This window comes from Streptomyces sp. NPDC043908, assembly GCF_056435525.1.
Map to the genome: position 1 here is coordinate 369,506 of NZ_JBWKEI010000006.1, position 26,122 is coordinate 395,627.

Consider the following 26,122-nt stretch of genomic DNA (forward strand, 5'->3'; position numbering starts at 1 on the left):
GAATGCGAGCTACGCGGCCTTGCGAGCTGCGTTGCCCGAGTTGCCCTGAGGGGCCTTACGAGCTTCCTTCTCGTTGGCCTTCTGGTCGTTGGGCTGTTCCGGCTGTGGGGCCGGGTACTTCTTCGCCAATTCCATTGCGTCCTTGGCGTCTTGCTCCCGCATGACACGGAAGCGCTCAATCTGCTGCGGCGTGTAGCCCGCATCAAGAAGGAGCTGGTCTCTTGGAACGCCGATCATCTGAGCCTTCAGAAGGGCGTCATAATGCTGGGCCTCGGTCCGGTTCTCGGGATCACGCCAGATGACCTCAGCGCCGTGTGCATCGGCCCTCTTGTCGCCCATCACTCGGAAGGCAAGGCGCATTACGCGCTCCCAAGCCTCTCCGAAATGCAACATGCGCTCTCGGGTCTTTGCGATCAGGCCAGCCTCAGCAGAGGTGATGGATTCACCGGAGGGGGCAGTACCGCCGTTCAACAGAAAGTAGTGGAACGGGATACGGGAAATAGAGGCCATATGCTGAACCAGCATGTTGACCAAGTTCACGTAGTTCTTGAGGTCTGCGGCCTCGAACTGCCCAAACTTCACGTCTGGGTTCTCGGCCTGAAGGAGCTTGTCCACGGCAACGCGGTAGGGCTCGACGGGACGGCCCTGCTCGTCCTCCTGGATCTCCAGGCCAGTCACGTACCTCTGGGGCCATGCCGCGTACTCACTGGCCACCAGGGCGTCAGCCACGGTCTTGTTGATCGCGTCAGCAAGGGGGATGACAACAGAGAGGTCGGAGATCGGAGGACCGGTGAGACGAGACCGGTTCGGGATGGGGACAACGGGAGGCTCACCGAGCGGGTTCTTGGCGGCCTTGTAGTCGCCCCACTGGCCTGCCAGGCCGTTCCCGGTGTAGACGCTGCCGTTCCACCACAGGGTGACGAACTCGCGTCCCCAGTCGTCCGTGTAGAACTTGGCTGCGGCCTCGATGTCCCAGCGGCTTCCAGGCCGGTACTGGACAACCACGTTCTCAGCGCTCTCGATGCTGATGGTCGGCTCGCCGGCACCGTCCGCCCACACGATGGCGTACGAGACACCGTGAACCATCGCGTCCAGGTGGGCCGCGTTCGACTCGGCGTCCAGGTGGTTGCGCTGCCAGATTTCCCGAGCGTCCTTGTCTCCGCCTGGCTCGTCGGTCATCTGGAAGCCGTCGATGAACATGCGCTCATTGACGCTGTCCACGATGAGCCCACAGAAGTTGTCTGACCAGCCGTCGAAGAGACGGCCAAACTCACTCTGGTACTTGGCCTGAGCAAAGACCATCCGCTGATGCTTGCCGTCGTAGTAGTCGGAACAGAACTTCAGGTAAGTCCGACGACGGAGGAGCTTGGAATGTAGCCAGTCGACCCAGCCCGAAGGCGTATTGGGTGGTGACCCAACTTCAATATCGGCCAATGGCTACCACCCCACTACTCGTGACCTCCGAATTTGCATGCGGCCATCAGCGATGGCGTCAGCTCTCGCCTCCAGGGCGAGGACGGCACATACGGCAAGGTCGATCTTCCTTTTGGATCTCGGACTGTCTTTAGTGATGAGGAGTCCCTGAGGAACCTCACGAGTAACAGCGTTCAGGACGTGCCGAGTAAGCCTGTGGTCTCCGTCGTGCCTCAGGTCACCGACCATTGCGGCAGTGCGGAAGCGCTCAACGGCCTGGACCATCCTCGTGGGCTTGTTCGTCCAGAACTCAAATACGTAATCCTCGCCGTGCTCGATTGCCCAGCGGCCAATGTTCTCCTGCCAGTACGGCGGATCGGCGTAGAACCATTCGACGCGATAACGTCGGAACGTCTCCGCTACTGCGGCCTCAACGGCGAGAACATCGACTTCCCAGTCATCGGGGGCATTCTCAGGACGCTCCCAGACGCCCAGAACAAAGAGCTTGGCGTCACGCAATCTGACGCCTACGAGCCCAGTTGAGTCACCGCGGATCGACCCGTCAAAGCCCACGGCTATCTGATCGCCGGGCTTAATGGGGTCGTCCTCGTCAAAGCAGGCGTCCCACTCACTCTTACTCATCCAGCCGTCTGAGGATTCAGCGATCTGGTTGAAGAAGAAGCGGCAGTAAGTTGAGTCCGGAGTCGTCCGGTCATAGAGAATAGTTCGAGTCAGGCCGTCGATGTCGGCCCAGGACGCGTCTCCGTATGCCTCTACGAGGGCCGCACGTACTCTTTCGGCGTCTCGGATGTCTTCGAGGGCTATTGAGCCCTCAAGGCAGTCGTACAGCCAATAGCCCTGCGCGACCATCTCACTCTCGTGGATGATCTGAGCAACGCTGTCCTCGTTGGGGTTGTAAGCGTTGGTCGTGCAGACCCAGCGGCTACCCGCCTTCGTGGTCTTTTCGATATTCCGCTTCAACGTCTGGTAGAAGTCCGGGCCACCGTTCGAACCAACCCAGTGGTGGACCTCGTCCATGAGGCAAAACGTCGGGCGGTTACCCTCGTTGGTCCTGCCGGCAGTCGCCTTGGGCTTGATGCTGCCCGGCTTGCCAGACTTGAACTGGACGACCATCTTGCCGATGTCCAGCCCATAAACGGCTTCGGCTGGAGACTCCGAGAGCATGCCTCGGATCATGTCCATGGTTTGCTCGGTCTGGTCGAGCGCGGTAGCGCCAACCTGAACCACGGGAAGCGGAACAGACTTACCAACAGGGAGGCCGAAAGCGTCCCAGTGCGAGAAGCGGCAAGGGCCTAGGAACTCGACAATGGCGAGGGCCGCCAGGAGTGGCGTTTTTCCCCAGCCCTTAGCGCGGCGGAGAGTGGCCGCGCTGTACTTCCAAGTCCCATCCGGGTTGATGGCGTAAAACCACAAGACAAAGCGAAGCTGTTCCGGGGTGAACTTCCAGGGCTCGCCCGCCGTGTCTCCATCAGGCTGGACAATGAACTTCTGAGCCCATCGGATGATGCCGTAACCAAGCGTCTCGTTCGGCTTTGGGACCCCTGCGGGCAGATTGCCTGTCTGCAAGGATCACCGCCTATCTAGGAGCCGTTCAGCAGCTTGTAAAGCTCCTCATCCATATCCATCTCTTCGGGCGTCTCAGGGGCAGCCGCGGGCTCGCCCTCGTCGGGCTTCTCAAAGGTCATTCGGAGTCGAGCACGGTCCTCAACCGTTGCGCCCCATTTGGCGACGCGCTGACGGATTTCACCGGCGAGCTTCAAGTCACCAAGGAAAAGCCCATCAACGAGCTTGGTAGTCAGCTCCAACTCAGCCCAGTCGGTCTCTGTCCAAGCCGCTGTCTGGGGTGCCGTGCTCCACGTCTTCCAGAACCGTTTAGCTCCGGGAGTCGTGATGCCAAGCCCCTTAGGCAGCTCGCGGCCGGGCTGGGCCTCCGCCGGCAACTTCTGTGCGTTGGGGTGCACGTTGCGGCGCTGGGCGTTCTCCTTGGGGGCTGGTCCTCGTGTCATGGGAGCCTCACCCCCGAGAGGTCTACGTCCACGAGGTCCGCCAGGTCCTCAATCTCGAAGAGGGCATCCTGACGCCAACCCCGCTTGCGCTGGGCCCTGTTGGGCTGGTCAGCGGCCCTCAGCCGGGGCCCCTCGGGCTCGTCCTGGCCCTCGTACATTGCTGCATCACTTCCCTGAGGTAACAACAAAGAAGGCCCCTCCTCGGGGGCCTGGGTGGTCTAGTCGGCAGGTCTCGAACCTGCGGCCTCCGCATCCCAAATGCGGCGCTCTGCCTACTGAGCTACGACCAGAGGGGACCGCCACCAGGGCCGAGCTGGTGTCTGCGGGCCTGCACCGATTTCCCCAGCGCTGTATGTCTGGGCCACCTCGATGTGCCAGGGTGGTTGTGATCACGGCTTGCCCCCACGTCGACCACGGGGCAGAGGCGATGACCACCACTGCTGAGCCGGTTGGACTCGAACCAACATCCCCCGGTTTTGGAGACCGGTGCTCTTCCGATTGAGCTACGTCCCATTGCAAGAGAGCCGCTGTCTCACAGCGCCAAGGGAGTGCATGCCCTACATATGTCTCTTGCTCCGTGAATCTGGTAGGACTCGAACCTACGGCCAGAGGATTAAGAGTCCTCTGCTCTACCAACTGAGCTACAGATCCAGAGTTGCGAGAACCGGACTCGAACCGGTGACCTCCGGGTTATGAGCCCGGCGCGCTACCAACTGCGCTATCCCGCTACGGCTGACATGGCTGGACTCGAACCAGCAACCCGAGCATTAACAGTGCCCTGCTCTGCCATTGAGCTACACGTCATTAGACCGGCGGGCCGCACGGTAGGCCGCCATCCCCGTTGTCCCGGTCGTGGGCTCGGGAAACCACCCCGAGCCCTGTATGCCCCCGCTGAGACTCTTACGCGGCCACTGCCGCGGGTCCCGGTCATCCGCATACTTCCCAGCTCCAAAGATTGGGCGCGTTGCGGGATTCGAACCCGCGTCGCCTCCCGGAAAGGGAGGAGTTCTAGGCCACTAAACTAAACGCGCGTCTCGTCCGTCACCTGATCAGGGCGAGTTTCAGAGACAGGGGAGCTACCCCACTTTCACGGACAGGTGCACGCCGCCTAAGTCGTGCTTTAAGCCCTCAGGAAAGGACGCCTGTCCTCGTTGACCATCCCGGATTTGAACCAGGGACCCCCGCCTTATCAGGGCGGTGCTCTAACCAGGCTGAGCTAATGGCCATAGACCCGGAAGGGATCGGGCTGCGGTCCGATATCGCATACACCTCCGGGCTATCCCGTGTTCCGGCACGGGCACCTGCGCCGACCCCACTGGATTCGAACCAGTGACCTCCGGGATTTCACTCCGGTGCTCTACACGTCTGAGCTAGGGGCCGTTACTGCTCCTGCCGGCGGTCCTTAACCGTCTTGGCTCGGTGGCACGTCTGGCAGAGAGTTTGAGCGTTGTCCAGGGTCCAAGTACCGCCCTGGGCGATGGGAAGGATGTGGTCGACCTCCAGGGCCTCCCTGGCTCCGCAGAGGACGCAGGCGAAGCCGTCACGTGCCAAGGCACGCGGTCTGATGCGTCGGTCCCACAGTCGCCGGGCGGCATCCCTGATCTGGTTCCTGGCGCTCGTGCGAGCCCAGGCACGCTCAGTAGGCGCATGCTCAGCACAGCGGCCAGAGCGGACAGTTCGCCTTGGGCAACCACCTACGAGGCAGATGGACGCAGCGCGGGGCATGGCCACCACCTCTATTCGAAAAGTCGTTCGAACACGTTGAGACACGTGAGCGTTTCTTACGCCAAGACTCTTGGTGGTGGCCCCGGAGGCTTCTAGTCTGGCGCCGGGGCCACCTGCCCCGACTGGCTCTCTACCTGGGCTGACCACCAGCAGGGAGACTCAACAGAGGGGGAAGAAGTTAGTTGAACGAGGAGTAAACGGAAGGTCTCAGTCAAGTAAAGCAACGTTGTTTCGTTACTAGTAGTAATTGACTGAGCACCAAGGCAACCGCATCTGTTGTCTTTAACTCTCACTAAGTATGTACGTGTCCTGTGGGCTCCTCCGGGACACGTCGGGCAACACCTGAGACCTAGATCACATGAGCTTACAAAGCCGATGTGGGGTACCAGGCTGGCCCGGTAGCATGCGGTACGCTCCCGCGCCCCAACCCGCTGGAGGATGCTGCACCTTGAACCCTGATTGCGACTGACCTAATAAGGAACGGGAAATGAGACCAAGAATTCTCCCCAGCGATGCCGAGCTTCTGAAGCTCGAAGCGGCTGGCTTTTCCCATCAGGCAATCGCAGACCAATACAAAATCAAACGCCAGGCAGTGACCAAGGCGTTCAACAACATGGATAAGTACGCGCGGCAGGCGTATAAGGACGTGACCAACGTCCTTCCATGGGACCTGGCCAGTTATCCGGATAAGGACGCTCTGAAGAACTCCGAGTCCTTCACTGGTCTGCGGGCCTGGGTGCGCCAGCGCATGGGCGGGGAAGTGTCAGCAAGATCGGAACTCGCTCTGCGAACGTTCTGGAACCATCTGAACTCTGGGGAGGTTCTATCCCTGGACCCGGTCCAAGGTGTCCGCTGGGTGAAGCGTGATCCCGAGAGAGACGATTCTCTCGTCATCCGGTGGCCCGAGGACGTTCCGCAGGACGACCGGACTGCGCTGTTCCGCTTCACCCCAGCTCAGAGCGAGTCTACGCGGGAAGCTACAGCCGAGTAACTTACGCACAGAAGCGAGGCCCGAGCAGGTTTGACCTGCACGGGCCTTCTTTGGTTGTGCTGCTGCAACAACTTGTTGAGAGTGATCCTGGTCACATCGATTTTCACGTTTGCTTCACGTGCGCTGCGGCGTACGCTCATGAGCACGAACGGCGCTTCGTACGGGCGTTCGAGTGGCACGACGGACACAGCACGATGGGAGGGGGGCGTGGTTCTCATGGTCCTGGGGGCATCGGCAAGCCGGTGTGAGACCCGTGAGGAGCTGCGGGAAGCGATCAATGGGGCTCGGGTCGTCCAGAGGACGGAGGTCTACCGATCCGACGCGCTCAGGGTCGCGCGGGTAGCCACGCTCACAGTAGGGACGTACTTCATCGTCACCGAGACAGATGCGATGTTCGGAGCGGACGAGAGAGCCCTTCTGAAGGTCAGTACTGAGTTGCGCTCTCCTTGGCGAAATCGGGTTGTGGAAACGGAGTTCTACGATCACCCTCACAGGTGGTTCCCGTTGTCCACAAAGTTCTGGGTGCACGTTGTGCATCCCGAGTTGCAACCCGATTGGGAGGCGCATGAGCGACCGTTTTTCTGTGCTGGCCAACATGTCGCGGTCAGTCAGTCAGGCCGAGCAGTACGAAAAGTGCCCGCATCAGTACGAGCTACAGCGGCTTAAAAGGGTAAAGCCCCGTCCTGCGGCGTGGTCTCATCAGGGCACGGCATTTCACGCTGCCATCGAGACGTACGAGGAAGGCGGGAGGAAGCTCACCGCGGATCGGGTCGCAGACCTGTTTCACGATGACTACACCCGGCTCATCAACGAGAGCCTTGCCGAGGAGCCCAACCTTGACCGGTGGATGACCGCCGGCACCGATGGGCAGTCGGACATAGAGGCTCGATACGTCCTCGGGATGGATCAGGCGCGGTCCTACGTGCGGTGGGCTGAAGAGCACAAGCCCTCCATCTGGAAGGACCCCGCCGGCAAGCCCGGCATCGAAAGGCACTTGACGGCTGACATCGGTGGTGTCACTGTCCAGGGCTACGTGGACCAGCTCCTAGACGGGCCTGACGGCTCGGTCCGGGTGCGGGACCTCAAGACAGGCAGCACGAAGAGCAAGTTCCAGCTCCAGACGTACGGCGTCTTGGCGCGCAAGGTTCTGGGGGTGGAGGTCAATGATGCGGACTGGTACATGGCCAAGACGGGTGGCCTCTCCAGGCCGGTCGACCTGACCGGCGTCACCGAGGCCGACGTAGCAGACCGGTTCGTGAAGATGGACCAGGGCGTGAAGGCGGGGGATTTCCCCGCCAAGCCCGGCTTTCACTGCCGCTTCTGCGATGTCTCTCACGCCTGCTCATCTCGACGTGGGTAGGAACCGCATTGCCCGGTAGATGCCCCTGGCATATGCTGTAAGTAGCAGGACACGCCCCATCCGGGGCATTTTTTCAGGCAAGTAAGTTGCCTCCTGGGTGGGGCGTGTGATGGAAAGGAAGGTGAGCCGTTGTTCTCCCTTGCTCAGTCGGTAAGAATCCGGGGGGCCGCAGGCGAGCCGATCCCTCACACGTTCAAGTCCCTCAAGCGTCTAGAGGTCGAGTTCCGGCGCTCGGAACTGTCCCTAGTCGTTGCAGGTCCAGGCACGGGAAAAAGCCTCTTCGCCCTGTTCCTGGCGATGACGGCCAACGTTCCGGTCCTGTACTTCTCTGCTGACTCAAGCTCCGCAACCCAGGTATCCAGGGCCACGGCCATGATTACCGGTGAGGACTCCAAGACCATCAAGCGAGCCTTGACGGAGGGAGATTTCTCGGAGTATGAAGCAGCACTAGGAAAGCGCTGGTGGACGAGGTTCAACTTCTCCGCCAGGCCGACGCAGCAGGAAATTGAGCTTCACCTCTTGTGCTATCTGGAGGTGTATGGATGCACTCCTCATCTGCTCGTGGTGGACAACGTTACGAACGTCGACACTGGAGCCGTGGGGGATGCGGAGAGCTTCACATTCGGCTTGGAGGGCCTGTGCGAATACTTGGACGACATGGCGCGGGCGACGGCCGCCCATGTGCTCGGTCTCCACCATGTGACTGGAGAGCACAGCGACGGATTGAAGCCCATTCCGCTCAGCGGCGTAAAGGGCAAGGTGCACCGCGTACCTTCGCTCATCCTCACCATCCACAAAGAGGTTGACGGAATGAACAGCCGCATCCTTAATGTGAGCCCGGTGAAGAATCGGGAAGGGTTCGAGGATTCGTCCGGAGGAACCTTCGCGAGCTTCCGACTCAACCGCGCCAACCTGCGGTTGGAGGAGCTTGACGACGAGCTTCCGGACTCTCTTTCTGCTTAATTAGTTGCCTCCTGGGTACGAAAGGCGTAGCTTGAAAATGGAAAGCGTGGCAGCAGCACAGATCATCCGGGGCGGCTTCAAGGCTGAGCGTGAGTTCGGCTTCGCTCTGGAAGGCCGATTCCCCGGACTGGATCTGTCGGGGGTGGACACGGAAGGCGTCGCCATGGTCGTGGAGATTGGCGACCCGAAGCGTCTGAACCTGCACCAGCTTTCCAGGGTCCTCGTGGGGGCCGCCAAGGGCGGGGTGAAGACGGCAGTCATCAACTTCCGCGAAAAGGGCTTGACCACGGCAATCCCGCTGTTCAACCTCTTCGCCATGGTGGACGAGAACGCCCGACTCAAGGAACTGCGCAAGCTGGAAAGGGCCATCAGGACGGGGGTCTAATGGCCGAGACCCGCAAGGGATATCGGGAGTGCACGAAGTGCGGGAAGAACAGGTCTGAGAGGTTCTACACCTCCTCTCGGGGGAAGGTCTGTTCTTCCTGTCGCAAGACCAGTCGTCGGCAGGCATCGCGAAACGCGAGGCTCCAAGCCACCTACGGGTTGTCTGCCGAGGACTATCAGCGCCTCTTGGAGGCGCAAGGGGGAAAATGCGCGATCTGTAGAGAGACGCGCAAGACCAATCTGGCCGTGGACCACTGTCATAAGACGGAGGCGGTTCGCGGCCTTCTTTGTGCCCGATGCAATGGCCAGCTCCTAGCACGGGGGGCACGGGACAGGCCAGACGTATTGCGGAGGGCCGCCGATTACCTAGAGGACTATCCGGCCTGGAAAGTTCTCGGACCTCGCTACACCTACGACAAGAGGATTGAAAATGGCTGAGGCCAAGCGCACTCACGTTGAGAAGATCGTCACCGAGACGAAGAAGGTGCCGGCGGTCACGCTGACCCTGACCCATGAGGAGGCCGAGGCCCTTCACGCCCTGGTGGGCAACATCACCGGCGACAGCAAGGGTTCCCCGCGCAAGCACACGGACGGCATTTACTACGCGCTTCAGCGCGCTGGTATCGACACCATCGGCAAGCCGATTCTCAAGCAGATGTCCGGCTCTCTGCGGTGGCTCAACGAGCCGAAGTCCTCTTACCCGTCGTACCGCTTCTAAGCCCCAGGGGCAGCCATGAGCGACACGCACACGGGCTCTGACCCGTCCTACTCGCGGCAGTGGCGCGGCAATTACCACATGTGGCAGTCCGCAGCCCGCAAGTACGACTTTCCGGTGACGCGCTACAAGGTGGGTCCCAATGGTGAGCGACAGCTCATCGAAACCACCGATCGCTAGAGTCCTCGCCCACTTCTACGGGCTGGAGCTGAAGGCATCGAGGGGGCGAGTGAAAATCGCTTGCCCCCTCCCTTCGCATCCGGACTCCAATCCTTCGGCGTCGGTGGATCTCGATAAAGACCGATGGAACTGCTTCGCATGCAATCTGTCGGAAGACTCCTATGCCGTGATCATGAGGGAGGAGAAACTTGGCTTCACTGAAGCCAAAGAATTCGCACGTACCGAATTCGGTGGAGACAGCGAAGAGGTACCACGAGAGCTACCAAGGGAGCCCGGCCGAGGAGTACGTAGCGGCGCGGGGCCTCGCGGAGGTAGCGGGCAAGTTCGGCCTGGGCTACGTCGCTTCGGCTCTACCTGGGCATGAGCGGTACGCAGGAAGCCTCTGCATCCCCTACATCCGTCCCGCAGGCGGCGAGCATGGCGTAGCCACCTGCCGCTTCCGGTGCATCGCTGAACAGTGCGTGAAGGACGCTGACGGCCTCTACTTCTTCCAGAAGGGGGAGAAGGAGCGGCACGAGGGCCACGGCAAGTACCAGAGCCTTCCTGGCGATCCGCCGAGGCTCTACAACACGTCGGCCCTCATCGAGCCCAGCCCGCTCCTGGTGGTCGTTGAAGGCGAGTTCGACACGCAGTCCTGGGCGCTCGCCGGCATCCCTGCTGTGGGTGCCCCTGGCACCGGGACATGGCGGGACTACTGGACCCCCGCACTGCTGGGTTACGAGGTCGTCTACCTCATTGCCGAGGATGAGCCGGGATTGGTCTTCATGGACCAACTAGCGGCCGACCTGCCTAACGGCAAGGTCATCAAGATGACCGATTCCCGCGATTCCAATTCTGTGCTTACCAACTTCGGGCCCGAAGCCCTGAGGAAAAGGATCGGCATGTGAACGTCGGTTCCAAAGTCGTAATCACCGAAGGGCCACACTCAGGTAAGAGGGGGCGTGTTGCGAGCGTCCGCAACCGGACGCATCTCAACCCGTACACCCTTTACGTCAAGGTATACGGCCCCGTAGTTCGTTACCTCTGGTTCATGGAAGACGAAGTGAGAGCCGACCTCGTGAAGAGTGATCCGATCGGCAAGACCGATTCAGTAGACCATCCGAGTCACTACACGTGGCTTCCGAACGGCCTTGAGGTAATCGACCTCACCGAGCATCTGAACTTCAACCGTGGAAACGCGGTCAAGTACATCGCTCGTGCCGGACGCAAGTCCAAGGCGACCGAGCTGGAAGACCTCAAGAAGGCTCGTTGGTACATCGACCGCGAGATATCCCGAATGGAGAAGTCGTGAAACGGATTGCTGTCGTCGCCGGGGCCGCTATAGCGGCCCTTTCTCTTTCCGCGTGCAGTTCCATGACCGAGGAATGGAACGACGCTCCCGTGCAGTACAAGGACGACGGTCCCGCGCGTATTCACTCCATGCCTGACGGCTTCGCCAACTTCGCGGACAAGTGCGACGGGTTCGGGCATCGAGTCTTCACCACCAGAGGAGGCGGCAAGGCCGGAAAGGCAATTGCCGTCATCGCAGATCCGAAGTGCTACAAGAACGGGGAGAGCCGATGACTACGGCCGTCGAGCAGGTCACTGACGAGATCGCCCTTACCGCCCTGAGGGACGTTGTGGCGGAACGAGCGGAGTACGTGTATTCGGCTCCCGCCCACATGAAGGAAGACGAGCGCGACGGCTCTTGCTTCTACGTGCACAAGGACGAGGACGGCTCTCTCGTCTCTGCCGGCTGCGCTGTCGGCGTTGTCCTGCACCGGCTTGGCATTCCCCTGGAAGACCTCGTGAAGGAAGAGGGCTGTAGGGCCTACGGGGTTGTTCGGCGCTTCTTCCCGAACCTTTCTCAGGGGACGTACACCCGATTCAACGACATGCAGATGAGCCAGGACGACGGAGACCCCTGGGGACTGGCTTACGCGAAGGCAACGGGGGAAACCATTTGAAGCGTGTAGTCGTCATATCTGACCTTCAGGTTCCGTACCACGATCCGAAGGCACTCAACAACCTGATCGGCTTTATCGGGGACTATCAGCCTGACGAGCTGTACCAGATTGGTGACCTCAACGATTACGAGACCCCAAGCCGCTGGAACGAGGGCACGAGGTACGAGTATCGGCAGCAGGTCAAGAGCGATTCGGAAGTCACGAAGCGCAAGGTTCTTGAGCCGATCCGAGCTGTCTACGACGGGCCTTTCGGCATCCTGGAAGGAAACCATGACCTTCGGCCGCGAACCTACCTATCTGCCAAGGCTCCCGCCCTGGCCGAGTACGCCGATGACTTCCACTTCTCCAAGCTCCTGGATTTCGACGGCTTCGGCATCTCCCTGACACCGCCCTTCCACAAGGTGGGGCCCGACACCGGGCTTATCCATGGTCACGAGATCAAGGGGCTGTCGAGCATCGCAGGAACGACCGCCTACGGTCATGCGAGCAAGGCCACCATGAACTTGGTCATGGGCCACACTCACCGCCTGGGCGTCCGCCGGCACGGCCCTTCGCATCTCGGGGGAATGCGATGGGGCTTCGAGGTCGGACACATGATGGACCCGAGGAAGGCTCAATACCTGGGCCCTGGAGCCGTCGCCAACTGGCAAGCAGGCTTCGGAATTCTTTACGTCGGTGACCACGACGTATCCCCCTATCCCGTAGACGTTCGCCGGGACGGCTCCTTTGTCGTTGAAGGCGTTCGTTACGGCAAGCTCGTTCGTGGCGCTGGGGGGCGCTTTGCAAGTAAGGGGGGAACCGCGTGACTGAGATCGACTGGGCTCACGTGGCGGATATCGCTGACAAGACAGCCCGATCCATCGCCTCCGCCTGGAGCGTGGTGGAGAAGGACGACGTGAAGCAGGCCATTCTTCTTCACGCCTACGAGCGAAAGACGCTGATCGCGCAGAACTACACGGACACCTTTCTGTGGCAGTTCGCCAAGAAGGCAGGCACGCAGTACGCCTCAAAGGAGCGCGATGCCCGAGACGTTGAGGACGGGAATTACTACTACACGCCCGACGAAGCCAAGTTGGCCCTAGCCACCTTCGTCTACTCAGACGACGAGCTTGGTCAGATGCTCGGGCGAGAAGACGACCTTCTTTCCTGCCGCATCACAGACAACCTCGTCTCTGCCCGTCTTGATGCGTCCTTGGCGCTCAACAAGCTGGCTCCAAAGACGCGAGAGGTGCTGATGCGTCGGTATGTCTACGGCATGCCGCCGAAGGACGACACAGAGCGCAAGGCAAGCAACCGCGGGCTCGATGCGCTCGCACGTCAGATGAATCGGGATCTACGAAAGGTGACTGCATGACTGCATTTCCCACCGAGACCGCAAAGACGGTTTACGAAAGGACGTACTCCAGGGTCAAGCCCTCGGGAGAGCAGGAGACATGGGAGGAGACCGTTGAGCGCGTCGTAGACGGCAACCTCGCCCTCGTGCCCGAGCGCTACACGGAGAAGGGGGAGAGGGCGGCGCTGCTCGACCTGATCGGCTCCTTCAAGGTGTTGCCGGCGGGGAGGCACCTCAAGAGTTCGGGTGTCGCTGACTTCGCCCTGAACAACTGTTGGGCGGCAGGCTGGGACCCCGAGCGGCCTGAGGAACACTTCATGTTCGCCCTCCTCCGCCTGGCGGAAGGCGGGGGTGTTGGGGCCAACTACTCATCGCGGTACTTCGAGGGCTTCCCCGAGCTGGTCATCCCGGTAGAGGTTCACATCGTCTGTGACCCCGACCATCCCGACTTCCTTGACCTCGTTGAGGCCGGGCTGATCAGCACGGAGTACAGCCACGAGTGGACGGGGGCCTATCAGGTCCAGGACAGCCGTGAGGGCTGGGCTGAGGCCCTGGGGGACCTCGTACGGACGGCCCACGATCCCAAGACGCGTCACGCAGCTCGGGTCTACGACGTGAGCCGAGTACGGGCCAAGGGGACGCCGCTCAAGGCGTTCGGCGGTACGGCCAGCGGACCTCAGCCGTTCGGGCAGATGCTCAAGGCCGTGGGCCAGGTGCTCAAGGGCGGCCACGGCCGGCAGCTCCACGGCATCGACGCCATGCAGATCGACCACGAGATAGCTCAGTGCATCGTCTCTGGTGGTGTCCGGCGGTCGGCCCGTATGTCGATCATGCATTGGCGTGATCCGCTCATCTGGACGTTCCTGCGGATCAAGGCGGAGGGAGGCCACTGGACGACGAATGTATCGGTCGAGATTGACGACGACTTCATACGTCTTCTCGGCAAGATGTCATCTCCGTCCATGCCGATCCTCCGAGAGATCGCAGCCGGAATGCTCCGGAATGGCGAGCCCGGTATCTGGAATTCGAGCCTGACGGCTGAGGGGGAGGTTGACGGCACCTACACTACGAATCCATGTGGCGAGGCAACACTTACCCCGTGGGAGCCGTGCAATCTCGGTTCCGTCAATCTCGGCGCGTTCGTGGACGACAACGGGGAGATAGACGATGAGGGGCTTCGGAAGGCTCACAGGTACCTCACTCGCTATCTGATCAGGGCCACCTTCGCTCAGGTCGCTGATCCGAAGTCGGCTGTGGCTATTGCCAGATACCGACGCATCGGTGTCGGACATCTTGGCTTCGCTGATTTCCTGGTCAAGCTCGGGGTGAAGTATTCCGAGGCTGCTAGGGAGGGCATCGACTTTGAGCTTGACATCATGGCTCAGACAGTCACCCTCGCGGCTCGGGAGTACGCAAACGAACTGCGGATTCCTGTCCCGATCAAGACGCGGGTGATTGCGCCGACAGGGACCACGAGCAAGCTGGCCGGCACCAGCGGCGAAGCCGTTCACGCGCCGTTTGCGGGGTACTTCAAGCGGCGTATCCGCTTCTCTGACCTTGAGCCCTCCGAGAAGGCCCAGGTCGAGGAGTACCGCCGCAAGGGGTACCACGTGGAGCCGGACAAGTATGCGGCCAATACCTCTGTCGTCACCATCCCCACGAAAGACCCGCTTGTTGAGGTCGGGGGCGAGAACTTCCAGCACGCTGGAGATTTGACCCTTCGGGACATGCTGTCGGTTCAGGCTCTCTATCAAGAGCACTGGGCGGATCAGGCGGTCTCCTACACGGTGAACGTCGATCCCAACGCATATTCGGTTGACGACCTCGTTGAGGCCCTGGTGCCATTTCTTCCGAGGCTCAAGGGAACCACGGTCTTCCCGGAGCTTTCCTTTGAGCAGCCGCCTTACGAGCGGATTACCAAGGAAGAGTACGAGGAGCTTGCGGCGGCTGTGGGAATCGAGACCGCGGACACCTCTTACGACGAAATCTGTGCCTCTGGCGCTTGCCCGATCTGAGGCCCTTCTCTTTGGCCAGTTAGTTGCCTCCTGGGCAACTCGCAGCAACCCGGAGTGAGCTGAATGAGCTTTCCGAACCCGTTCGACGGCCCCTCTCCCTGGGGCGAACAGGAAACCCCGAAGGAGACCCCGCCTATGACCCAGAACACCGTGAGCGCTACCTCTCCGAACAAGTTCAAGATCGGCCTGACCTTCAAGGCCGCAGCCGGATATGACGCCGAGTGGATCACGCCGACTGTCTACGGCGAGTCCGCCGAAGAGGTCGCGGTAAACGCGGTGGACGTGATGAAGGCCCTTGCCGACAAGGGCGTCATCGACCTCGCGGCACTGGCCGCAAAGAAGGTCCGGGAGACCCATCAGCCGACCGCCGGCAAGGGTGGCAACTCGGCTCCCAAGACTTTCAGCGGCGGCAAGGTCCAGACCCAGCAGAGCACTCCGGCCCCGGATGGCGACTCCTGCCAGCACGGCCGAACCCTCCGAGAGGGCACCGGCAAGAACGGCCCTTGGGGCGCTCTGTTCTGCAACGCGCCGAAGGGCTCGCAGTGTGACCCGCTCTGGCGACAGAAGGACGGCTCTTTCTCGTAAGAGCTGACCGCTTTCAAGGCACCTCAGGGGGCCGGGGATTCCTCGGCCCCCTTTCCTATGGAGTCATTCAGTGGCAGACATCTCCATTCGGTCTGACGTAACCGTGAAGCTGGTCAACATCTCGGCCAACGACGCAATGGTTGCCAAGGCCGCGCGAGTCTCGACCATCGGCAAGCAGTCGGCTGCTGACGACCTGCCGACCGAAGGTCTTATCAACTTCCTCATTCGGGACAGGCACGGCAGCCCGTTTGAGCACAACTCGTACACCTTCCTCGTAGAGGCCCCGATTTTTGTAGCCCGAGAGCACATGAGGCACAGGGCTGGTTGGAGCTATAACGAGGAATCCGGAAGGTATAAGGAGCTTGAAGGCGCCTTCTACGTGCCCGCCAAGGAGCGAGCCCTTTTGCAGGTGGGCAAGCCCGGTGCTTACGCCTTCAAGGCGGGCAGTGACGCTCACTTCGCTCGAATGGCCACCAACATGCTGGAGGCATACGGCGAGGCATTCGCAGCCTACAAGGACATGCTGAAGGCGGGCATTGCGCGAGAGGTAGCCCGCATGGTGCTGCCTGTCGGCACTTTCACGTCGTACTACGCGACCTGTAACGCCCGATCTCTCATGCACTTCCTGAGCCTCCGAACCATCTCCGAGGATGCTCAATACCCCTCGTTCCCTCAGCGGGAAATTGAGATGGTCGCAGAGGCAATGGAACGGGAGTTCCGCGCCTCGATGCCTCACACCCATGCCGCCTTCGTCAAGCACGGCCGAGTGGCACCGTAAAGGGGGTATGGGGGGATCAGAAAACTACTTGACCTCTACTGCTGCCAGGGGGGAGCAAGTAAGGGGTACCGCGACGCGGGATTTGAGGTGGTGGGCGTCGACATCGCTCCGCAACCTCGTTACCCGTGGGAATTTGTACAGGCCGAAGCGATTCAGTTCCTACTCACGTATGGGCATCGATTCGACTTCATCCACGCCTCACCGCCGTGTCAGCTCTACAGCAAGACACAGCGCATCATGCAGAACGATCACCCGGACCTGTTGGCCCCAACGCGGGAGGCCCTTAACGCCGTGGGCGTCCCATGGGTGATTGAGAACGTCATGGGGGCCGAACCCGAGATGCACAACCCAGTGCTCTTGTGTGGTGCCTACTTCGGGCTCAACACCTACCGCCACCGGCTCTTTGAGCCTGGCGGATGGGAGCTGAAAGAACCGGACCACCCAGAGCACATCAGGCGGCAAACCAAGATGGGTCGCCGCCGAAAGCCCGACGAGATGGGGATTTACGTCGGGAACTTCATCGGAGTGGACGACGCAAAGGAAGACCTTGGCGTCCCTTGGATGTCCCGCGAGGGAATCCGCGAATGTATCCCGCCTGCCTACACCGAGTACGTAGGAAAGGCGTTCCTTGAACAACTTCACTAGACGGGGGAGGTCTCTTGAAGCAGCTTGCTTATCGGCTGAAGGGTCAACCTATCTCGATTCACGTTGTCGAGTCTGAGAGGGACCTTCCCGCGTTCGAGGAGTTCGTTTCTCGGCACCGAATCCTTGGGTTCGACACGGAGACAACCGGACTGGACTGGTGGGCCCCTGACTTCAGGTGCCGGTTGGCCCAGTTCGGTACGGGCTCAGAGACATGGGTGATCCCCGTGGAGCTGGGCCCGGTCTTCGCGGAGGCCGTCAGGCGGGCCCTGCGCCGCCTTGAGTGGCTGGTAGCCCACAACGGCACGTATGACCTTCACGTGGTCGAGCAGACCCTTGGAATCCCGTTGGAGGAGCTTGCTCCGAAGATGTGGGATACCAAGCTCCTGGCCCACCTCGTTGACCCGAGGGCGGTGAAGGAGCGTGGTCCGGGGCTCAAGTTGGAGGAGCTGACCAAGTTCTACGTCTGCGAGACGACCGCAGATGAGGTCAAGGGCTCCATGACCCTCATAGCCAAGAAGTACAAGACGACGAAGGAGAAGATTTGGAAGCTGGTTGAGCTGTTCGACCCGGATTTTTTGCTGTACGCGGGGATGGACCCGGCTCTTGCCTACCGGCTTTTTCAGATTCTCTACCGTCTTGTACCGGCTCGGTCCAAAGCTCAAGGGCTAATCGGCTGGGAACACCAGCTAGCGCACGTTACGGCCAAGATGGAGCGAACGGGCTATCTGCTCGATGTCGAGTACGCCGAAACCCGGTGTGCGGAACTGGCGGCAGAACAACAGGAGTGGGAGGCGGTTGCTCGGTCATTCGAGGTCGAGAACCCGAATTCCAATCAACAGCTCGTAGAAGCCTTCACCCGCATGGGTGTCAAGCTGACCAAGCGCACGAAAAAGGGTCAGCTCGCGATGGACGACGACGTATTGTCCGGCCTCAAGCATCCGCTGGCCGATGCGGTAATCAAGTCGCGCAAGGCTTCCAAGTGGCGTAAGACGTGGTTTGAGAGGGCTTTGAACGGTCGGGACGCGAACAATCGCGTCCACGCGGGAATCAATTCTCTCCAGGCCAGGACATCTCGGATGAGTATTACCGGCAGCATCCCGGCTCAGACATTCCCCTCAGGGGACGGCTATGTCAGGCATATGTTCTTGGCCGACGAGGGGCATGTCAGTTGCTCCATTGACTTCGGCAACATGGAATTGCGCTATCTCGCAGCGTTCTCCCGTGATAAGACGATGCTCGACGCGTTCCTTCACGGAAGAGACCTACACCAGATCACGGCGGACGCTGCCGGCGTCCCCCGCAAGGTCGGGAAGATGGCGAACTTCCTAACGGTCTATGGAGGCGGCTGGGCCGCCCTCATGGAACAAGCCGGGGTCGATGAAGAAACGGCTCGTGCCGTACTGGACGCGTTTGCGGCCACGTATCCGGGGGTCGGGGCCTTCGGAAGACGGCTTGCCGACGAAGCCAGGAAGACAGGCTATGTCTGGACAGCTACCGGGCGTCGCCTTCCGGTAGACCCCGGTAAGTGGTTCCGAGCCCTCAACTACTTCATCCAAGGTGGGAGTCGCGACGTAACGGCCAGAGCCATCCTGGAACTCGACAAGGCAGGCTACACACCCTTTGTGCGTTTGCCAATTCATGACGAGCTGGTCTTTTCCTTCCCGAAGGAGGATGCGGTTGAGATGGCGCGCGAGGCCGCGCGGATCATGGAGTTTTCCGTACAGGGCCTCCTCATTCCGGCTGATGCGGAAATCGGTGGACGCTCCTGGGGGAGCGTGCTGGAACTGGAAGAAAGCAAGCACTAGGGGGAGCAATGGGGGCACTAGTTGACTTCCGCTCACAGCGGTGGCGGGTACAGGCAGACGACCTGATCGGGGGTTCCTGCATCACTCCCGCTGCCGATCCACGGAAGCCCTCGGAGGGGGCCCCCTCGCTGGGGAGCTTCATGGCTGAGGAAATCGCGGCACACATCGTGCTGCTTCACAACGCATGGCTTGAGACGGGGGAACCGCAGTGAACGACGAGAACGAGCAGAACGAAGAGCAGACCGAAGCCGCGGGCTCCTTTGAGGAACTGATCTCGGGCATTGAGACCGAGATGAACGCCAACCGGCTGCACAAGCAGGGCGCATTTGCGATCACTGCCGCCCGCATCTCCGGGACTGTCCTCACAGAAGCCATGGCGTCTGGTGTTCCCCACGATCTTGCCAAGGAAATGGCAGGAGACACCTGGAACATCATCATGGGCCTGTCGCCCATCGACTACGCGGAATCCGAGGGCTGAGGCTTCTCGTAACCGGCTCGCGAAGCTGGACGAACGTTGCCCTCCTGGAGGGCGTCATTGGTGAAGTGCTGTGGCTCGGGAGGTTCAGGCCCCGTGACGTGCTGTTGATTCACGGGGCCTGTCCTCGGGGGGCCGATGCCATGGCCGACAGATTCGCCCGTGAGGTCGGCATGAGCGTCCGCCGGCACCCAGCCAACTGGGACGCCTATGGGAAGCGGGCCGGGTTTCTTCGGAATGCCGAGATGGTCAGCGCTGGAGCTGATCTCTGCTTTGCCTTCATCAAAGGCGGAAGCCCTGGGGCTTCCATGACTGCCAACCTCGCCAAGAAGGCGGGGATACCGACCGAGATATTCGAGGACGTGTGATGCCGATGTTTCCGCGCTATGAGTACGAGGGGCCGCAGGCTCACAAGCTCGACCTGACGAACATCCCGAAGGAGTGCGTCACGGTCACCGTGGACATCAAGGATGAGAAGTTGGCGAATGCGCTTCGCCGGAAGATCACCTCTCTTGAGGCGACTCAGGCTCTTGGTGCCAAGCAGGAAGACTTTGCTCTTGCCTACCGGGCCTCTCTGAAGCTGGAAGTTCTCCGTCAGGTTCGAGACGAAGCGGGGCTCTGATGCTCGAAGACATGGAGATGGACTGTGAGTGAGGCTCTTCGGGCGTTCCTCACGGAACTCTCAGACCTGACAACGAAGTACGGATTCGTCATTGAGGGTGGCGTGGACGGCATGGGATACAAGGGGTCCGTACTTGTCACGGGAAACGGAGTCGTACGGGATCTCGTCCACGATGGGGACTGGTATGACGCCTACTAGTCGTCCCTCGTGGGACATGTGGGCCCTCGGCATTGCTGACGCTGTGGCCACTCGGGGGGACTGCACCAGGAGCAAGGTTGGTGCGGTCCTCCTGGACCGAAAGCGCCGTGTCGTCATGTCGGGGATGAACGGGACGGTTCCCGGCGAGGCGGGCTGTCTGAGGGGTGCCTGTCCGCGAGGACGGCTGACTTACGAGCAGGCACCCGCCGGCAGTGACTACGGGAACTGTATAGCGATCCATGCCGAAGAGAACTTGCTGATCAACGCGAGGCGTGAAGACCTGGAAGGCGGAACGGTCTACATCACTCGGGCTCCGTGTTATCGGTGCTTGCCCCGACTGAAGGCGGCAGGCGTATTCCGGGTGGTATGGCGAACCGAAACCGGGTGGGAAGCCAAGGTTCTTGACTGGGGGATGAAGCCGTGAGGGGCGGAAGCAACGTACTTCTCACGCCAGATCAGGCGGCAGAGATGTTGGGGGTAAGCAAGAGGACGCTCGTGGACTCCTACCGTCGATGGGGCATCCCCATCGTGCGAGTTGGCAAGCACATCCGGTTCCGAACTCGGGTTCTGGAACAATGGATTGACGCCAACGAGGAAGGTTAGTAGCCTACCCAGGAGGCAACTAACCAATCAACATGTGGGGGGTCAACGAGCGTGGCGACCATCAAGAAAGAAGACTGCACCTGCCCCAGGCGTAAGAAGCCGACGTGCCCGCACAAGCCCTACCGAGTGTCCTACCGGGAGCCGGGTGGACGTGCGGGCAAGCCACGTCAGGTTTCCTTCAAGAAGCTGGAAGACGCTGAGGCATTCGCGGTCAAGGTCGAACGTGACAAAGACCTGGGGACTTACATCAACCCAAAGGCCGGACAGCGGACATTCGCTCAGGTCTGGGAAGAGTGGGTCAATGCGGGGACGCTGGAAGAGTCTTCCAAGCGGAACTATCAGAGTGTCTACGACAACCACTATGGGCCGTTCTTCGGTAACAAGCCCGTTGCCAGCATTACCCCGACGATGATTCTGGAATGGGAGACGGACCAGAAGGAACGGGGCTACAAGGAGACCGGTATTGCCGGGCGCAAGAACGTCCTGTCATCGGTCTTCAACTACGCGCACAACGCCGAGATCATCGGCCGGAATCCGTGCAAGAAGGCCAACCCCAGGAGGCGGTCAGGCCAGGCAATGACTCCCGTCTCCGACGAAGAGATCCCGACCATGCACGAGGTGTTGGGCATCATCGCTGAGGCACCCAAGCTCATCCGTGCCGGGTTCTGGGCCATGGCGGGGTGCGGAACCCGCCCCGGCGAGTCCCTGGCCCTCTCAGAGGAGTCCATGAACTGGGAAGGGGGCGTGCTGTCCGTCGACCATCAGGTGTCGGCGTACGGCTGTCAGGAAATCTCTGGCTACCGCCGTGGTGTGAAGCGGGGGACGAAGCACCGGACCTTTGAGCATGCGCGCAAGACGCCGGTGCCTGCCTCCCTCGTTGAGATTTTCAACAACCACATCGACGCCTTCGGCACCTGGGGAGACCGGGGCTGGTTCTTCGAGTCGCCCCGCATCAACGACCGCCATCCGTCCTATGACTGGTTCTTGGACCAGTTCAAGGCGGCTGCCAGGGCCGCCGGCACTCCCCAGTACACGCCCAAGTCCTTCCGGCACTTCTTCGTCTCCGAGGCGATCCATGAAGGCATCCCCACGTTCGAGATCGCGGCATGGGTGGGGCACCGCAGCACCCGAACCACTGAGCTTGTCTACGGGCACCTCGTACGCCGGGCGATGGAGCGGGGAGCCCGGACGATGGAGAACCGCCTAGGGCTCCGTCTGGCGCCCTTCAAGGGGCTCATCGTGCCCCCTCAGCTCGTCCCGTCCGAGGACGACGAAGACGTGTGGGAGGACGTTGCCTAGTCGTTCCTTGTGACGACGTGTAGACCTCGTGCAGACTTCGGACCGATCAGGCCACTCCGTCAGGGGTGGCCTGACTCGTCTTTGGTGTTGAGGATGTTCACTCCTGAGAACATCGCTGTAGGGCAGCCGTGGGACACGGCGGCAACCTGCCCCGGTTGGGCCTTTCCGCAGTTGAAAGCCCCTCCGAGCACGTACGTTTGGGGCCCTCCGACCGCCCTCAGGGAGCCCCAGAAGTCGGGGGTAGTTCCCTGATAGGCAACGTCCCTGACCTGTCCGCAAAGACGGCCGTTGATGATCCTGTATGCCCTCTGCTGTGTGAACTGGAAGTTGTAGCGCTGCATGTCGATCGACCAGGACCGGTCGCCGACCACGTAGATGCCGCGCTCCACGCCCCCGATCAGGTCCTCCGTGGAGAGCCCGCCCGGGTCCGGCTGGAGCGAGACGTTGGCCATGCGCTGGACCGGCACATGGCCGGGGGAGTCCGCGAAGGCGCAGCCGTTGGAGCGGCCCAGGCCCGTCAGCTTCGCGATCCGGCGGTCCAGCTGGTAACCGACGAGCGTGCCGTCCTTCACCAGGTCCCAGGACTGCGCCTGGACGCCCTCGTCGTCGTACCCGACGGTCGCCAGCCCGTGCTCGGCGGTGCGGTCACCGGTCACGTTCATCACCGAGGAGCCGTACGCCAGCTTGCCCAGCTGGTCGAAGGTGGCGAAGGAGGTGCCCGCGTACGCCGCCTCGTAGCCCAGCGCCCGGTCCAGCTCCGTGGCGTGGCCGATGGACTCGTGGATGGTCAGCCACAGGTTCGACGGGTCCACCACCAGGTCGTAGCTGCCCGCCTCCACGCTGGGCGCCCGCATCTTCTCGGCGAGCAGCGCCGGGATCTGCTCCAGCTCGGAGTCCCAGTCCCAGCCGGTGCCCGTCAGGTACTCCCAGCCGCGCCCGGCCGGCGGCGCGAGCGTGCGCATCGAGTCGAACTCGCCGCTCTTGTCGTCCACCGCGACCGCGGTGAGCTGCGGATGCAGCCGGACCCGCTGCTGCGTGGTGACCGTGCCCGCAGTGTCCGCGTAGAACTTGTTCTCGTGGACGGTGAGCAGCGAGGCGTCCACGTGCGCCACCCCGTCCGCCCGCAGCAGCCGCTCGCTCCAGTCGGCGAGCAGCGCGCTCTTCTCCTCGTCCGGTACGGAGAAGGGGTCGATGTCGTACGCCGAGATCCAGGTCTTCTCGGAGTGCACCGGCTCGTCCGCCAGCTCCACGCGCTCGTCGGACCCCGCGGCGGCGATCACCCGTGCGGACAGTTTCGCCATCGCCACCGCCTGCGAGGCGACCTTGGCGGCGGCGTCCATGGTGAGGTCGACCCCGGAGGCGAAGCCCCAGGCGCCGCCGTGCACCACCCGCACCGCGTAACCGAGGTCCGTGGTGTCGGACGACCCGGCGGGCCGGGCGTCCCGCAGCCGCCAGGCCGCGCTGCGCACCCGCTCCAGGCGGAAGTCGGCATGGTCGGCGCCGAGCGCGCGGGCCCGCGCCAGCGCGGCGTCGGCGAGGGCCCGCAGCGGCAGCGCCGTGAAGGCTTCGTCGAGGGAATGGGTCCCTGAGGGCACAGTCGTCTCCTGTCGTATGAGACCGGTCGCCCGATCATGTCGCGGTTCGGGGCCGTCTGCCTATCCCTTTCTGTAGGGACCCCACAGCGCTTTCCGTACGCCACTGTCACAGGTCGATTCCTCGTACACCTGCCGGTACCGATAGTTTGCGGAAGTACGAAACCGCTATCGAAAGGGTGATCCGTTGAGCCGCTCGGTTCTCGTCACCGGAGGAAACCGGGGCATCGGCCTCGCCATCGCCCGCGCTTTCGCCTCCACGGGCGACAAGGTCGCGATCACCTACCGCTCCGGAGAGCCGGACGCCCTCCAGGAGGAGGGGTTCCTCGCCGTCAAGTGCGACATCACCGACGCCGAGCAGGTGGAGCAGGCCTACAAGCAGATCGAGGAGGCCCACGGGCCCGTCGAGGTGCTCGTCGCCAACGCCGGGGTCACCAAGGACCAGCTGCTGATGCGGATGTCCGAGGAGGACTTCACCTCGGTCCTGGACACCAACCTCACCGGCACCTTCCGGGTCGTCAAGCGCGCCAACCGCGGCATGCTGCGCGCCAAGAAGGGCCGTGTCGTCCTGATCTCGTCCGTCGTCGGCCTGATGGGCTCGCCCGGCCAGGCCAACTACGCGGCCTCCAAGGCCGGACTCGTCGGGTTCGCCCGCTCCCTCGCGCGCGAGCTGGGCTCCCGCAACATCACGTTCAACGTCGTCGCACCCGGTTTTGTCGACACCGACATGACCAAGGTGCTCACCGACGAGCAGCGCACCTCGATCCTTTCGGGAGTGCCGCTGGGCCGCTACGCGCAGCCCGAGGAGATCGCCGCCGCGGTCCGCTTCCTCGCCTCGGACGACGCCTCGTACATCACTGGTGCCGTCATCCCGGTTGACGGCGGATTGGGCATGGGTCACTGATCACATGAGCGGAATTCTCGACGGCAAGCGCATCCTCATCACGGGGGTGCTGATGGAGTCCTCCATCGCCTTCCACGCCGCGAAGCTGGCCCAGGAGCAGGGCGCCGAGGTCATCCTGACGGCCTTCCCGCGCCCGACGCTGACCGAGCGCATCGCCAGGAAGCTTCCGAAGCCCGCCAAGGTCATCGAGCTCGACGTGACCAACCAGGAGCACCTGGACCGGCTCGCGGGCCTGGTCAAGGACGAGCTCGGCAGCCTGGACGGCATCGTCCACTCCATCGGCTTCGCCCCGCAGGACGCCCTCGGCGGCAACTTCCTGAACACCCCCTTCGAGTCGGTCGCGACCGCGATGCACGTCTCGGCGTTCTCGCTGAAGTCGCTGACCATGGCCTGCCGCCCGCTGATGAGCTCCGGCGCCGCGGTCGTCGGTATGACCTTCGACGCGCAGTTCGCCTGGCCGCAGTACGACTGGATGGGCCCCGCGAAGGCCGCCCTGGAGGCGACCTCCCGCTACCTCGCCCGCGACCTGGGCAAGGAGGGCATCCGCTGCAACCTGGTCTCGGCGGGCCCGATCGGCTCCATGGCCGCGAAGTCCATCCCGGGCTTCTCGGACCTGGCGGACGTGTGGAACACCCGCTCCCCGCTGGAGTGGGACATGTCCGACCCGGAGCCGGCCGGCCGCGCCATCGTGGCCCTGCTCTCGGACTGGTTCCCGAAGACGACGGGCGAGATCGTCCACGTCGACGGCGGCGTGCACATGATGGGCGCGTAGGACGCCTGACGGCGTCAGGGCCGGGACGGGGCGGGGCGCTCTCGACGGGAGCGCCGACGGCCCCCCCCCGGTCCACCGGACGGAGTCCGGTGCAGCCCCGCGAAGCCTGTGAGGCCCCCGGGCCGAGCAGTGCGAGCGGGGCGTCCAAGAGGGGCCCACGGGCGAGATCGTCCACGTCGACGGCGGCGTGCACATGATGGGTGCCTGAGCCTCCCCTTCACCACGGCCGTCCCCCGTCCGCACCGCGCGGACGGGGGACGGCCGTCGTGCGTGCCGGGCCGACTCCCCGCAGACTGATCGAAGCGGACATGTCGGGCAGTCGGTGGGGAGGAGGTGGGGCGGTTGCGGCCCTTGCGCACGGCCCAGCGCCGAGCCGTCGCCCTCGCGGCGCTGCTGCTCACGGCCCTCGCCGCCCTCGCGGCCCCTTCGGTCGTACGGGCCGCCACCTCGGACGAGCCCGCCCCGCCCGCCCCCATCGAGCCCTTCGGGGCCGACTGCTACACCCTGGTGCGGGGCTCGCATGTGATCGCGTACTGCCACAACCCGTACCCCGACACCGACCGGGTGCGGCTGCACACCGAGTGCGCGCGCTGGTGGGACATCGACGCCGACGCGGCCCCGGTGGAGGTGGGCCCGGCCCAGACCGTCCGGCTCACCGACCGGTGCTGGAAGGAGGTGCGGGCGGTGTGGGTCACCCATGAGAAGCCGGGCGCCTCCCCGTCCCCGTCCCCGGACGCGGCGTCCCCGTCCCCGGAGGCGTCCCCCGGGACCTCCCGGCTCGGCGGTGCCGGA

Annotated in this window: 31 protein-coding genes, 8 tRNA genes and 2 pseudogenes; 28 read left to right on the forward strand and 13 right to left on the reverse strand. The window is 62.4% G+C overall.

The features are described 5' to 3' along the window. Positions 1-9 precede the first annotated feature (9 nt). The 12 genes from AC069K_RS16525 to AC069K_RS16580 all read right to left on the reverse strand — a co-directional run bounded on the left by AC069K_RS16525 (position 10) and on the right by AC069K_RS16580 (position 5,165). Positions 10-1,434 carry a phage portal protein gene (locus tag AC069K_RS16525; RefSeq protein ID WP_478616588.1) on the reverse strand — a complete coding sequence of 475 codons (1,425 nt, stop codon included), beginning with the start codon at positions 1,432-1,434 and terminating at the stop codon, positions 10-12. A gap of 3 nt (positions 1,435-1,437) precedes the next feature. Next, complete coding sequence (locus AC069K_RS16530; RefSeq protein ID WP_478616591.1) at positions 1,438-3,000, reverse strand: hypothetical protein; 1,563 nt, start codon at positions 2,998-3,000, stop codon at positions 1,438-1,440. Between the two features lie 14 nt (positions 3,001-3,014). After that, the gene (locus AC069K_RS16535; protein ID WP_478616594.1) at positions 3,015-3,440 is read right to left on the reverse strand and encodes a phage terminase small subunit; all 426 of its coding nucleotides are present in this window, start codon (positions 3,438-3,440) and stop codon (positions 3,015-3,017) included. A 214-nt stretch (positions 3,441-3,654) separates the two neighbouring features. Continuing rightward, positions 3,655-3,730, reverse strand: a tRNA-Pro gene (locus AC069K_RS16540). Positions 3,731-3,880: 150 nt separating this feature from the next. Further along, positions 3,881-3,953, reverse strand: a tRNA-Trp gene (locus AC069K_RS16545). 65 nt (positions 3,954-4,018) lie between these two features. Continuing rightward, positions 4,019-4,091, reverse strand: a tRNA-Lys gene (locus tag AC069K_RS16550). Between the two features lie 4 nt (positions 4,092-4,095). Further along, positions 4,096-4,168, reverse strand: a tRNA-Met gene (locus AC069K_RS16555). 4 nt (positions 4,169-4,172) lie between these two features. Beyond that, positions 4,173-4,244: transfer RNA gene (locus tag AC069K_RS16560), tRNA-Asn, on the reverse strand. A 154-nt stretch (positions 4,245-4,398) separates the two neighbouring features. Beyond that, positions 4,399-4,471, reverse strand: a tRNA-Glu gene (locus AC069K_RS16565). 120 nt (positions 4,472-4,591) lie between these two features. Beyond that, positions 4,592-4,666, reverse strand: a tRNA-Ile gene (locus tag AC069K_RS16570). Positions 4,667-4,746: 80 nt separating this feature from the next. Then, positions 4,747-4,820, reverse strand: a tRNA-Phe gene (locus tag AC069K_RS16575). After that, positions 4,821-5,165, reverse strand: coding sequence for an HNH endonuclease (locus tag AC069K_RS16580; protein ID WP_478616597.1), 345 nt, complete (start codon positions 5,163-5,165; stop codon positions 4,821-4,823). It lies immediately after the preceding tRNA gene. 487 nt (positions 5,166-5,652) lie between these two features. Between AC069K_RS16580 and AC069K_RS16585 the strand changes: the two genes are divergently transcribed. The 25 genes and pseudogenes from AC069K_RS16585 (at position 5,653) to AC069K_RS16705 (ending at position 22,062) form a co-directional block, all read left to right on the forward strand. Next, on the forward strand, positions 5,653-6,156 hold the full coding sequence (locus AC069K_RS16585; RefSeq protein ID WP_478616600.1) for a hypothetical protein: 504 nt from the start codon (positions 5,653-5,655) through the stop codon (positions 6,154-6,156). Between the two features lie 565 nt (positions 6,157-6,721). Further along, complete coding sequence (locus AC069K_RS16590; RefSeq protein ID WP_478616603.1) at positions 6,722-7,516, forward strand: RecB family exonuclease; 795 nt, start codon at positions 6,722-6,724, stop codon at positions 7,514-7,516. Positions 7,517-7,645: 129 nt separating this feature from the next. Beyond that, positions 7,646-8,479, forward strand: a complete 834-nt coding sequence (locus AC069K_RS16595; RefSeq protein WP_478616606.1) for an AAA family ATPase — start codon at positions 7,646-7,648, stop codon at positions 8,477-8,479. A gap of 46 nt (positions 8,480-8,525) precedes the next feature. After that, entirely contained in the window at positions 8,526-8,864 is a 339-nt protein-coding gene (locus AC069K_RS16600) for a hypothetical protein (RefSeq protein WP_478616609.1), read from the forward strand. Continuing rightward, positions 8,864-9,301, forward strand: coding sequence for an endonuclease VII domain-containing protein (locus tag AC069K_RS16605; protein ID WP_478616612.1), 438 nt, complete (start codon positions 8,864-8,866; stop codon positions 9,299-9,301). The genes AC069K_RS16600 and AC069K_RS16605 overlap by 1 nt, the downstream gene beginning before the upstream one ends. Then, complete coding sequence (locus AC069K_RS16610) at positions 9,294-9,581, forward strand: hypothetical protein (RefSeq protein WP_478616615.1); 288 nt, start codon at positions 9,294-9,296, stop codon at positions 9,579-9,581. The genes AC069K_RS16605 and AC069K_RS16610 overlap by 8 nt, the downstream gene beginning before the upstream one ends. Positions 9,582-9,596: 15 nt before the next feature. After that, the gene (locus AC069K_RS16615; RefSeq protein ID WP_478616618.1) at positions 9,597-9,758 is read left to right on the forward strand and encodes a hypothetical protein; all 162 of its coding nucleotides are present in this window, start codon (positions 9,597-9,599) and stop codon (positions 9,756-9,758) included. Beyond that, a pseudogene (locus AC069K_RS16620) lies at positions 9,721-9,924 on the forward strand (hypothetical protein); the annotation flags it as partial. The gene AC069K_RS16615 and the pseudogene AC069K_RS16620, both read left to right, overlap by 38 nt. A 22-nt stretch (positions 9,925-9,946) precedes the next feature. After that, entirely contained in the window at positions 9,947-10,645 is a 699-nt protein-coding gene (locus AC069K_RS16625; protein WP_478616621.1) for a topoisomerase, read from the forward strand. Beyond that, positions 10,642-11,049, forward strand: coding sequence for a DUF3310 domain-containing protein (locus AC069K_RS16630; RefSeq protein ID WP_478616624.1), 408 nt, complete (start codon positions 10,642-10,644; stop codon positions 11,047-11,049). Before AC069K_RS16625 ends, AC069K_RS16630 begins: the two co-directional genes overlap by 4 nt. Beyond that, positions 11,046-11,321 carry a hypothetical protein gene (locus AC069K_RS16635; RefSeq protein ID WP_478616627.1) on the forward strand — a complete coding sequence of 92 codons (276 nt, stop codon included), beginning with the start codon at positions 11,046-11,048 and terminating at the stop codon, positions 11,319-11,321. Before AC069K_RS16630 ends, AC069K_RS16635 begins: the two co-directional genes overlap by 4 nt. Continuing rightward, positions 11,318-11,704, forward strand: coding sequence for a hypothetical protein (locus AC069K_RS16640; protein WP_478616630.1), 387 nt, complete (start codon positions 11,318-11,320; stop codon positions 11,702-11,704). The genes AC069K_RS16635 and AC069K_RS16640 overlap by 4 nt, the downstream gene beginning before the upstream one ends. Next, on the forward strand, positions 11,701-12,510 hold the full coding sequence (locus AC069K_RS16645) for a metallophosphoesterase (protein WP_478616633.1): 810 nt from the start codon (positions 11,701-11,703) through the stop codon (positions 12,508-12,510). Before AC069K_RS16640 ends, AC069K_RS16645 begins: the two co-directional genes overlap by 4 nt. Further along, entirely contained in the window at positions 12,507-13,058 is a 552-nt protein-coding gene (locus AC069K_RS16650; protein ID WP_478616636.1) for a hypothetical protein, read from the forward strand. Before AC069K_RS16645 ends, AC069K_RS16650 begins: the two co-directional genes overlap by 4 nt. After that, the gene (nrdJ, locus tag AC069K_RS16655; RefSeq protein ID WP_478616638.1) at positions 13,055-15,052 is read left to right on the forward strand and encodes a ribonucleoside-triphosphate reductase, adenosylcobalamin-dependent; all 1,998 of its coding nucleotides are present in this window, start codon (positions 13,055-13,057) and stop codon (positions 15,050-15,052) included. Before AC069K_RS16650 ends, nrdJ begins: the two co-directional genes overlap by 4 nt. 63 nt (positions 15,053-15,115) lie before the next feature. After that, on the forward strand, positions 15,116-15,637 hold the full coding sequence (locus AC069K_RS16660; protein ID WP_478616641.1) for a hypothetical protein: 522 nt from the start codon (positions 15,116-15,118) through the stop codon (positions 15,635-15,637). A gap of 70 nt (positions 15,638-15,707) precedes the next feature. Beyond that, positions 15,708-16,415, forward strand: a complete 708-nt coding sequence (thyX, locus tag AC069K_RS16665; protein ID WP_478616644.1) for an FAD-dependent thymidylate synthase — start codon at positions 15,708-15,710, stop codon at positions 16,413-16,415. Positions 16,416-16,430: 15 nt separating this feature from the next. Next, the gene (locus AC069K_RS16670) at positions 16,431-17,060 is read left to right on the forward strand and encodes an SAM-dependent methyltransferase (protein WP_478616732.1); all 630 of its coding nucleotides are present in this window, start codon (positions 16,431-16,433) and stop codon (positions 17,058-17,060) included. 14 nt (positions 17,061-17,074) lie between these two features. Beyond that, positions 17,075-18,865, forward strand: a complete 1,791-nt coding sequence (locus AC069K_RS16675) for a DNA polymerase (RefSeq protein WP_478616646.1) — start codon at positions 17,075-17,077, stop codon at positions 18,863-18,865. 208 nt (positions 18,866-19,073) lie between these two features. Then, entirely contained in the window at positions 19,074-19,343 is a 270-nt protein-coding gene (locus AC069K_RS16680; RefSeq protein ID WP_478616648.1) for a hypothetical protein, read from the forward strand. After that, a complete protein-coding gene (locus AC069K_RS16685; RefSeq protein ID WP_478616734.1) occupies positions 19,340-19,708 on the forward strand; it encodes an SLOG family protein in 369 nt (122 codons plus the stop codon). The genes AC069K_RS16680 and AC069K_RS16685 overlap by 4 nt, the downstream gene beginning before the upstream one ends. Next, positions 19,708-19,962, forward strand: coding sequence for a hypothetical protein (locus tag AC069K_RS16690; RefSeq protein WP_478616651.1), 255 nt, complete (start codon positions 19,708-19,710; stop codon positions 19,960-19,962). Before AC069K_RS16685 ends, AC069K_RS16690 begins: the two co-directional genes overlap by 1 nt. 214 nt (positions 19,963-20,176) lie before the next feature. Beyond that, a complete protein-coding gene (locus tag AC069K_RS16695; protein WP_478616653.1) occupies positions 20,177-20,584 on the forward strand; it encodes a cytidine/deoxycytidylate deaminase family protein in 408 nt (135 codons plus the stop codon). Continuing rightward, complete coding sequence (locus AC069K_RS16700; RefSeq protein ID WP_478616656.1) at positions 20,581-20,763, forward strand: helix-turn-helix domain-containing protein; 183 nt, start codon at positions 20,581-20,583, stop codon at positions 20,761-20,763. The genes AC069K_RS16695 and AC069K_RS16700 overlap by 4 nt, the downstream gene beginning before the upstream one ends. Before the next feature lie 51 nt (positions 20,764-20,814). Further along, positions 20,815-22,062, forward strand: coding sequence for a tyrosine-type recombinase/integrase (locus AC069K_RS16705; protein WP_478616659.1), 1,248 nt, complete (start codon positions 20,815-20,817; stop codon positions 22,060-22,062). A gap of 59 nt (positions 22,063-22,121) precedes the next feature. Here AC069K_RS16705 and AC069K_RS16710 read toward each other — a convergent pair whose 3' ends face one another. Next, positions 22,122-23,657: a TldD/PmbA family protein gene (locus AC069K_RS16710; protein ID WP_478616662.1), complete on the reverse strand. Its 1,536-nt coding sequence runs from the start codon at positions 23,655-23,657 to the stop codon at positions 22,122-22,124. Positions 23,658-23,841: 184 nt separating this feature from the next. Here AC069K_RS16710 and fabG point away from each other — a divergent pair, with 184 nt between their 5' ends. The 3 genes and pseudogenes from fabG to AC069K_RS16725 all read left to right on the forward strand — a co-directional run. After that, a complete protein-coding gene (gene fabG, locus AC069K_RS16715) occupies positions 23,842-24,558 on the forward strand; it encodes a 3-oxoacyl-[acyl-carrier-protein] reductase (protein WP_329397658.1) in 717 nt (238 codons plus the stop codon). A 4-nt stretch (positions 24,559-24,562) separates the two neighbouring features. Then, positions 24,563-25,330, forward strand: coding sequence for an enoyl-ACP reductase FabI (fabI, locus tag AC069K_RS16720; protein ID WP_361389433.1), 768 nt, complete (start codon positions 24,563-24,565; stop codon positions 25,328-25,330). Positions 25,331-25,672: 342 nt separating this feature from the next. Further along, a pseudogene (locus AC069K_RS16725) lies at positions 25,673-26,035 on the forward strand (hypothetical protein); the annotation flags it as partial. Positions 26,036-26,122: the final 87 nt, after the last annotated feature.

What these genes read in the sequence shown, in the direction of transcription:
- AC069K_RS16610 (WP_478616615.1), top strand. Translation starts at nt 9,294, where the DNA reads ATGGCTGAGGCCAAGCGCACTCACGTTGAGAAGATCGTCACCGAGACG.
- AC069K_RS16690 (WP_478616651.1), top strand. Translation starts at nt 19,708, where the DNA reads ATGCCGATGTTTCCGCGCTATGAGTACGAGGGGCCGCAGGCTCACAAG.
- nrdJ (WP_478616638.1), top strand. Translation starts at nt 13,055, where the DNA reads ATGACTGCATTTCCCACCGAGACCGCAAAGACGGTTTACGAAAGGACG.
- AC069K_RS16580 (WP_478616597.1), bottom strand. Translation starts at nt 5,165, where the DNA reads ATGCCCCGCGCTGCGTCCATCTGCCTCGTAGGTGGTTGCCCAAGGCGA.
- AC069K_RS16615 (WP_478616618.1), top strand. Translation starts at nt 9,597, where the DNA reads ATGAGCGACACGCACACGGGCTCTGACCCGTCCTACTCGCGGCAGTGG.
- fabI (WP_361389433.1), top strand. Translation starts at nt 24,563, where the DNA reads ATGAGCGGAATTCTCGACGGCAAGCGCATCCTCATCACGGGGGTGCTG.
- AC069K_RS16605 (WP_478616612.1), top strand. Translation starts at nt 8,864, where the DNA reads ATGGCCGAGACCCGCAAGGGATATCGGGAGTGCACGAAGTGCGGGAAG.
- AC069K_RS16660 (WP_478616641.1), top strand. Translation starts at nt 15,116, where the DNA reads ATGAGCTTTCCGAACCCGTTCGACGGCCCCTCTCCCTGGGGCGAACAG.
- AC069K_RS16695 (WP_478616653.1), top strand. Translation starts at nt 20,177, where the DNA reads ATGTGGGCCCTCGGCATTGCTGACGCTGTGGCCACTCGGGGGGACTGC.
- AC069K_RS16590 (WP_478616603.1), top strand. Translation starts at nt 6,722, where the DNA reads ATGAGCGACCGTTTTTCTGTGCTGGCCAACATGTCGCGGTCAGTCAGT.
- AC069K_RS16585 (WP_478616600.1), top strand. Translation starts at nt 5,653, where the DNA reads ATGAGACCAAGAATTCTCCCCAGCGATGCCGAGCTTCTGAAGCTCGAA.
- AC069K_RS16535 (WP_478616594.1), bottom strand. Translation starts at nt 3,440, where the DNA reads ATGACACGAGGACCAGCCCCCAAGGAGAACGCCCAGCGCCGCAACGTG.
- AC069K_RS16640 (WP_478616630.1), top strand. Translation starts at nt 11,318, where the DNA reads ATGACTACGGCCGTCGAGCAGGTCACTGACGAGATCGCCCTTACCGCC.